Consider the following 7178-nt stretch of genomic DNA (forward strand, 5'->3'; position numbering starts at 1 on the left):
GCTTCCGCCCCTGAAACGACCGACCGTCCCGGGGACGAAGCCGTGGCGACGTTGCGACCGCTGAAGGACCTGGTGGCGGAGGTGGACTCACCGGGGGTGCTGCGCTCGGACATCGACGCGCTCATCGAGGCCCTGGGACGGCCGCCGTCGGGCGCGGAATCGCTCCAGACGCGTGTGGACGTCCTGCGCGAGCTGGTGGCCCGCAACCACCCCGTGGGCGACCACACCGGGCGGGATGGGACGACGGTGCGGAAGGCGGCGATGACCGCGTTGCTGGCGCTGGGCCCGGCCTACACGCAGGACGTTCCACCCGAGGCGTTGAACGAGGCTCCGGCCCCGTCCAAGCAGCACGCTCCGGCCCCGTCCGCACAGCCCCCCGATGCCTCCGGAGACCGGAAGTTCCTCATCGCGGCAGGCTGCGCGCTGTACCAATCGTTCGCCGCATTCGGGGCCCACAGCCTCTTTCCCTTCTTCCGCGTGGACTTCAGCGACCCGCTGTCGAAGGGGGTGCTCATCCCCCTGCTGCTCGTGTGGGGTCCATCCCTGCTCGCCATGCTTGGCCACACCGAGAAGTCACGGCCGCTCCAGGTGCTCGGCTCCGTGGCGATGTGGCTGCAGGTGGTGGCGTGGGCCCTGGTGGGCCTGGGCCTGGTGTTGGGGGGCGTCGGGTTCCTCGTCGTCGTCACGCCGTGGCACCTCGCGGCGTGGGCCGCCATCGTGATGCACCCGGTGAAACAACCGGAGGCAGGACCGGCTCCAACTCCCCCGCACTGACCGCGTCCCCAGGGAGCGGCCACGCGCGCTCCAAGGGGCCCCGTTGCGCCCGGGTCGCGAGTCGGCGCATGACTGTCCGTGAGGAGCCTCCATGTCCCAGCAAACCTACCGCCCCGCGCCCCCGACCGCCGACGCGACGGCCGACCTGCCCGAGTCCGTGGCCGCCGACGCGATGGCCGACCTCACCGGGGCCGCGAACGCGATGGGCACGGTGCCGGCGACCGCGACCGCGAGGGCCCCGCTTCCCGTTCCCGAGGAGGCATTCCCTCCGTTCGCGGAGCTGTTGAACGCGGTGCGCTCGCCAGGGGCGGATCGCGTGGACATCGAGGCCTTCATCGCGGCGATGGGGCGGGCTCCCACCGCGGAGGAGACGCCCCGGGCGCGAGCGGACGTGCTGCTGGACTTGATGGCCCGCGAGAACCCCATGGGCGACTACCGGGGCCGCGATGGGACGAAGGTGCGGCATGCGGCAAAGGCCGCCCTGTTGTCCCTCGGCTATCCGTACGCGCTGGAGCTGCCGCCCGAACTGCTGGACACCCCCCAGGCCCGCACCACCGAGCCCTACACGGGGCCCGGGGCGGTGGGCGTCGTCGCCACGCTGCTGTCGGCGCTGTACCAGTCGGGCATCGTCCTGGTGGCGCAGCTCGTCCTGAGCTTCCGGAACTTCGACTGGGACCGTCCGTGGACGGAGCCCTTCCTTCCCGCCTTGTTGGCGGTGTGGGTTCCCACGCTGTGCGCACTCTTCGGGCTCGGACTGGGGAAGCGCACATTGCACGTCGTCGGCGCCTGGGGGCTGTGGCTGTTGCTGGCGGCCTGGAGCGTGGCCAGCATCATCGGCGTCGTCGAATCGGGCCCCTTCTGGCCCCTCTTCCTGCCCTGGCACCTGGCGCTGTGGGCCGCCTGGACGATGCGCCCGGGACCGGATCCGGAGGCCCCCGCGCCCCAGCCCGCGTCCAAGCGATGATGAGACCCTTCCCCGCCGTGAGGCCCGCCACGCGCGAGGACCGCGAAGCCATCGCGGCCATCTACAACGCGGCCCTCGCCGAGCGCTCCTCCACCTTCGAGACGCGCCCCCGCACGCCCGAGGACATCGACGCGTGGCTGGGCAAGCGCCACCCGGTGCTCGTGGCGGAGGAGGACGGCCGCGTCATCGCGTACGCCTCCACGAGCGCCTACAGCCCGCGCGAGTGCTACGCGGGCATCGCGGACTTCAGCATCTACGTGGCGCCGGGGGCCCGGGGCCGGAACGTGGGGCAGCACGTGCTCCAGGCGCTGGTGGAGGCAGCGGAGGCGGCGGGCTTCCACAAGCTCACCTCGCGCGTCTTCGCCACCAACACACGCAGCCGCGCGCTGCTCGGGCGGCTGGGGTTCCGCGAGGTGGGCGTCCATGAGAAGCACGCCCCGCTCGACGGCGTGTGGCACGACATCGTGGTGGTGGAGAAGCTATTGCCCGCGAACGTGCGGTGACGGGCGCCGCGAGTCCTCGGCCCACTCCTCGCGCGTCCAGCCCTGCCGTTCGTAGAGGGCGCGGCGCTCCGCGGGCAGGGCGTCCCAGGCCATGCCGGGGTCCAGGTCCTTCGGGCGGCTGAAGACCCCGGGGATGTCATCGCGCAGGGCCTGGGCCGCGCGCTCGGGGGAGAGGCCGCGCAGGCCGTAGCCCAGCTTGAGGCCGGCGTGGTGCTGGTGGGACTTGTCGGAGAGTTCAAAGGACACGCCGCCACCGAACTCCGCGGTGCGCGGGTTGAGGGTCGCCTGGGCCCGGGCATGAGGGCCTGCCCCCAGGGACAGCTCCGTCTTGCCCTCCGAGTCCCGGCTCACGCTGGCGATGCCCACACTGAGCTGAAGCTCCGATTCGGTCTTGCCGTGCGCGTCCGTCATCAGCTCCAGTTCCAGGGGACCGGCCTTCGCGACGACGCCCGCTTGCGTCTGCACATCGGCGGATCCGCGCGATTCGAGGCGGGCCTCGGCCTTCAGCTTGAACAGGTCATGGGACGCGCTCGCCTCGGCGGTGAGGAAGACACCGGCGGGCTGCTGTCCGGAGAGGACCAGCGCGCGGGCGCTGGCCTTTTCGTAGGCCTGGACCTGGGATGCCTGGGGACGGCCGAGCCCGGCCTTCCATGCGGCTTCGTAGCGCTCACGCTGGGGATCGGCCCAGGCGAGCCCGAGCATCGTCTCGCGCAGCTCCAGCGCCTGGGGCGGCCCGAGCGCGCGCAGGGCACGCAGGCTGTCGGTCTGCTCCACGGCGTCGCCATAGCGGCGCAGGTAGGCGTCATAGGCCTGGACGGCGGCATGGCCGGTGTCGGTGGCATGGGCATTCACCGCGTCGCGCAGCGCCCCGGGCAGCTTCGGATCATTGACGAAGACCTCCGGTCGTCCGGGCATCCCAAGCTCCCCCATGGTGCCCCCCGGACGCCGCTGGAGGACGCCGTTCGACGCTGCCTGTTCGAGGAAGGACTGACGGGAGGGCGCATCCATCCGGGACACGTACGTGGCGAGCAGCCCGTCACGGTCCATGCGCTCCAGCGTCGCGCGGTACGCCTCGCGCGGAACGGAGCCGAGCGCCGCGTGCGTGGCCTGCACGTCGCTGCCCGTGAGGAAGGGGTTCGACAGGCTGCGCGTCAGGTGCGACTGGAGCGTGGCGTAGACGTCCTCCGGAACGGGCACGGTCGTGGGACGCAGCCGACCGCCCATCGCCGCGAGCTCCCGGGCGGACACGGTGGGACCCTCGATGCCGAGCCGAGGAGGGGCCCCGGGGGAATGCGCGGGCGCACCGGGCGGACCGTCATAGGGCCGCAATTCGTTGCGCGTGGACGAGGCGGCGGGCTTCAGGGACGTGGGCGGGGACGCGCTGCTCTCGCTGACGGCGGACCGCCTGGACGCGGTTCGCGGTGCGTTCAGGGCCTCGCGGGACGTCGGTCCGGAGACATCGGGAAGGGGGCTGTCGAGGGGACCAGGGCTGCTGCCGGAAGAATCGATTCGGGACATCGGGCTCGCTCCGAAGGAGGAACCCGGACGTCTTGCAGCGCGTGCGCCACGGGCAGGTGCCCGGAATCGCGTCCTCACGCCGCACGAAGGATCTCCTCATCCGGACGAGGGATCCTTCCGTGCAGACGGGCGGCGCGCTCACGCCCGCCCGTCCGTGAACCCGGCCCGGCTTCAGCCCAGCACGTCCTGCGCGCGGCGGTAGTACATCTCGCGGCTGGCCATGCCGTTGTAGCCGCCGTTGATGCGGCGGGTGACCTCGCGGAAGTTGCCCGCGTCCGCGTAGCTGTTCAGGTTGCGCGAGCCCCAGTACCAACCCGCGATGCGGAACGCGACGTCCGGATCCTTCGCGCGCTCGGGGTGGCCTTCCAGGTCGATGCCCAGCGCCTTGCCCGCGGCGCGGTAGTTGGCGCGGCCCGTGAGCTGGATGGGACCCCGGCCCTTGTAGCGCTTGCCGTCGCCCGGCTGCGTGTTGCCCAGGTCCTTGCGGCCCTCGTACGCCGCACCAGAGGCAATCTCTTCCATGTAGCGCAGCTCGCCGCTCTCATGCGCCAGCTGCGCCAGGAACATCTCCTGCCGCTTGGGCGTGTTGATCTTCGCCTCCGCCATCGCCTTGTTCAGGTGCGGCAGGTACTGCTCCGCCTTCGCCTGCGACAGGTTCGGCATGATCTTCCGCAGCTGCGCCACCGACACGCCGCCCTTGCCACCCGACGTGCCCGGCGTTCCGCCCACCCCGCCCGTCGTCGGCGGCGGGTTCGTCGTCCCACCACCGCCGCTCTTGCCCGGGATGGTGAGCTTCTGGCCCACGTAGATCTTGTTCGGGTTGGAGATGTTGTTGGCCTGCTGCAACGCATTCACCGTCGTGCCGTGCCGACCCGCGATGCCGCTCAGCGTGTCCCCGCTGCGCACCGTGTACGTCGAGCCGCCCGACGACGGCTTCGGCGTCACCGGCGCCGAGCCACCCTTGCCCGGAATCGTGAGCTTCTGGCCCACGTAGATCTTGTTCGGGTTGGAGATGTTGTTGGCCTTCGCCAGCGCCCCCGTCGTCGTGCCGTGACGACTGGCGATGCCGCTCAGCGTGTCGCCACTGCGCACCGTGTAGCTGCCCGCCTTCGCACCCGCCTTGGACGGAGCCGCCGCCTGGAACGAGTCCGGCACCGACAGCTTCTGCCCCACGCGGATGAGGTTCGCGTTCGCGATGTGGTTCGTCTTCTGGAGCGAACCCACCGACGTGTTGAAGCGCTGCGCGAGGCCGCTCAACGTGTCGCCGCTGCGAACGGAATAGGTCGTCACGATTGAAACTCCGGGAAAAAGTGGAAACCAGTGCCCGGATTTTCGTGACGCCTGAGAATTAGTTTCCCAGGAAGACTGTCTTTTCAGGTTGTTGAATCAATCCGTTACGGCTGCATCTTCGACTCGCGCAGGCGCTGCTGGAGGTCGCGGGCCTCGTCGGTGTCGTGCAGCACGACGAGGCTCTGCACGTAGTAGGCGAGCGCCCAGAGGTTCTCCTCCGGGATGGCGCCCTTCCACGAAGGCATGGCGGCGCCGCCGACGCCCGCGGCCATCACGCGATAGAGGTCCTCGCGTTGCGCCTGCGCGGTGTACGGCTGGCCTTCCACGCGGGTGCCCTGGGGCCACACGGTGCGCAGGCGGTGGAAGAGGAAGTCGGGGGGCAGCACCTTCGACAACTGCGTGGCCTCACCCTTCGCGTCCACGGTGAGCGAGTAGTCCGAGTCCCGAGGCAGCGCGGTGTACGGATCCACGTTGGCCAGGTTCACCTTGCGGCCGGTGACGCTCTCGGTGAGCGCGGCGATTTCAGCGCGGGGCAGGTACGCGACGTGACAGCTGGCGCAGCCCGCGTTGCCCTTGCCGGCCACGTGGTAGACGGTGCGGCCGCGCGCCACGGCCTCCGCGTCGCGGCCCTTCCACGGGTCCTCCGACATCGCGAGCGGCACGCCCGGCGCCTCCTCCTTCCAGCGCGGACTGAAGGTCTTGAGGTACTGCACCACCGCGTCCACGTCCGCGGGCGGCACGTCCCACGCGAACATCGGGGTGCCGTGCATGCCCCGGCGGATGGTGCGCTTGAGCGCGTCGTCGGTGGGCAGCTCGCCGGCCGCCACGCCTCCGAACTTGAACAGGCCCTGGTGGAAGTTGCGCGGCACGGGACGCATGCCCGAACCCGCGGGCCCCTGTCCGTCGCCCTTCTCCCCATGACAGGAGGCGCAGTAGTGCGTGTAGACGTCCCAGCCGCGCGCCAGCGTCGCGGCCGGAACGACGGTGCCGTCCGCGAGCTTCAACGGTTCGAACTTCGGCGGCTCGCGGCGACACGCGGGGGCGAGCACACCCAGCGCGAGCACGGTGAGCATGCGAAGCGCACGCGACGCGGAGGCGATTCCAGGGAGGCAGGGAGTGGGCTTCATGGGAGGTACACCACCGCGAAGAGGACACCGTACATCACCGTCGTGCACCACCAGCCGGGCAGGGCGCGGCGCAGCGGAGCACGTGCATCAAGGCCTCGCAGGGCGCGCAGCGTGGCGCGCAGCAGTCCCGTGAGTACGACCGCCGCGTGCGCGGCCTGCACCGCCGACAGGCCATACAACACGGAGGCGAACACGCCGCTGTCCGGGATGCGCAGGTCGCGGTGCCACCACAGCACGTGCAGCCACGCGGCCTGCGTCGCGAGGAAGCCTGCTCCCGCGCACAGCACGCCCAGCAGCCATCCGCGCGCGCGCCGTGGATCCGCGACGTGCCGGAGCGCACCGTGCAGCAGGGCCCCTCCGGCGACGAGCAGTAGGCCCGCCAGCGAGGGAACGAAGCGCCCCGGGAGCGCGGACGCGGGCGGCCAGAAGCCACGCATCCGGTAGAAGTCCGCGGCGAAGGCCACCGCGCAGAAGAGCATCGCCGCCGCCGCGTGCGCGAGGACCATCCCGAACCACAGGTTGGCCTCCGCGCGCTGGGGGGACACCGGGGCCAGCGTCCCGGTGGAGTCGTTCGTGCTCACGGGGGGCGACTCTCGCATGCCTGGGCCCGGCGCGAAGCACCGGGGAACCCGGCCGCTCCCCCGCCTCCAGCGCCTGGTGTGGATTCACCGCAAGAAGGTCTTGGTGGATGAGGGGCGCTGTCCCTCGCTTCGGTCCCATCGCGGCACAGCGAACGGCCCGCCCCCATGCACTCGACGTTCCGCGTGCCCCACCTGGATGATGCCCCCTGACGGGTGGCACCTTGCGCGAACCTGTCCGACTGTCGGACAGGTTCTGGCGAACAGCAGCCGGCGAGGCGGCCCACTGGACTCCGTTCCTGGCGTGCCCACTCCAGTCCGGGCTTCGCACAAAGTGCGGGAGAGCCAAGCCCACGGAGGACAAGAACCCCGCGTGCGCATGGGCTGGCCGGTAGTAGCGTCGCGGACCCGCCCCGATGCAACC

The 7178-nt window shown here is 71.1% G+C and carries 7 protein-coding genes; 3 read left to right on the forward strand and 4 right to left on the reverse strand.

What is annotated here, in order from left to right; all coding sequences use genetic code 11:
- The 3 genes from D7Y13_RS35505 to D7Y13_RS35515 all read left to right on the forward strand — a co-directional run.
- Positions 1–774 (forward strand): hypothetical protein (locus D7Y13_RS35505; RefSeq protein ID WP_208734521.1); only part of this gene is annotated, 774 nt, incomplete at its 5' end.
- A 91-nt stretch (positions 775–865) separates the two neighbouring features.
- The gene (locus D7Y13_RS35510) at positions 866–1738 is read left to right on the forward strand and encodes a hypothetical protein (protein WP_120537713.1); all 873 of its coding nucleotides are present in this window, start codon (positions 866–868) and stop codon (positions 1736–1738) included.
- 17 nt (positions 1739–1755) lie between these two features.
- Positions 1756–2241, forward strand: coding sequence for an arsinothricin resistance N-acetyltransferase ArsN1 family A (locus D7Y13_RS35515; RefSeq protein WP_199732964.1), 486 nt, complete (start codon positions 1756–1758; stop codon positions 2239–2241).
- Here the strand turns inward: D7Y13_RS35515 and D7Y13_RS35520 are convergent.
- The 4 genes from D7Y13_RS35520 to D7Y13_RS35535 form a co-directional block, all read right to left on the reverse strand.
- On the reverse strand, positions 2218–3489 hold the full coding sequence (locus D7Y13_RS35520; RefSeq protein WP_120630935.1) for a hypothetical protein: 1272 nt from the start codon (positions 3487–3489) through the stop codon (positions 2218–2220). The genes D7Y13_RS35515 and D7Y13_RS35520 overlap by 24 nt on opposite strands.
- Before the next feature lie 441 nt (positions 3490–3930).
- Positions 3931–5049: a LysM peptidoglycan-binding domain-containing protein gene (locus D7Y13_RS35525; RefSeq protein WP_120585817.1), complete on the reverse strand. Its 1119-nt coding sequence runs from the start codon at positions 5047–5049 to the stop codon at positions 3931–3933.
- 104 nt (positions 5050–5153) lie between these two features.
- On the reverse strand, positions 5154–6176 hold the full coding sequence (locus tag D7Y13_RS35530; protein ID WP_233595969.1) for a cytochrome c: 1023 nt from the start codon (positions 6174–6176) through the stop codon (positions 5154–5156).
- A complete protein-coding gene (locus D7Y13_RS35535) occupies positions 6173–6757 on the reverse strand; it encodes a hypothetical protein (protein ID WP_120585815.1) in 585 nt (194 codons plus the stop codon). Before D7Y13_RS35535 ends, D7Y13_RS35530 begins: the two co-directional genes overlap by 4 nt.
- Positions 6758–7178: the final 421 nt, after the last annotated feature.

The sequence above is a fragment of the Corallococcus praedator genome, assembly GCF_003612125.1.
Lineage (GTDB): Bacteria > Myxococcota > Myxococcia > Myxococcales > Myxococcaceae > Corallococcus > Corallococcus praedator.

What these genes read in the sequence shown, in the direction of transcription:
- D7Y13_RS35510 (WP_120537713.1), top strand. Translation starts at nt 866, where the DNA reads ATGTCCCAGCAAACCTACCGCCCCGCGCCCCCGACCGCCGACGCGACG.
- D7Y13_RS35530 (WP_233595969.1), bottom strand. Translation starts at nt 6,176, where the DNA reads ATGAAGCCCACTCCCTGCCTCCCTGGAATCGCCTCCGCGTCGCGTGCG.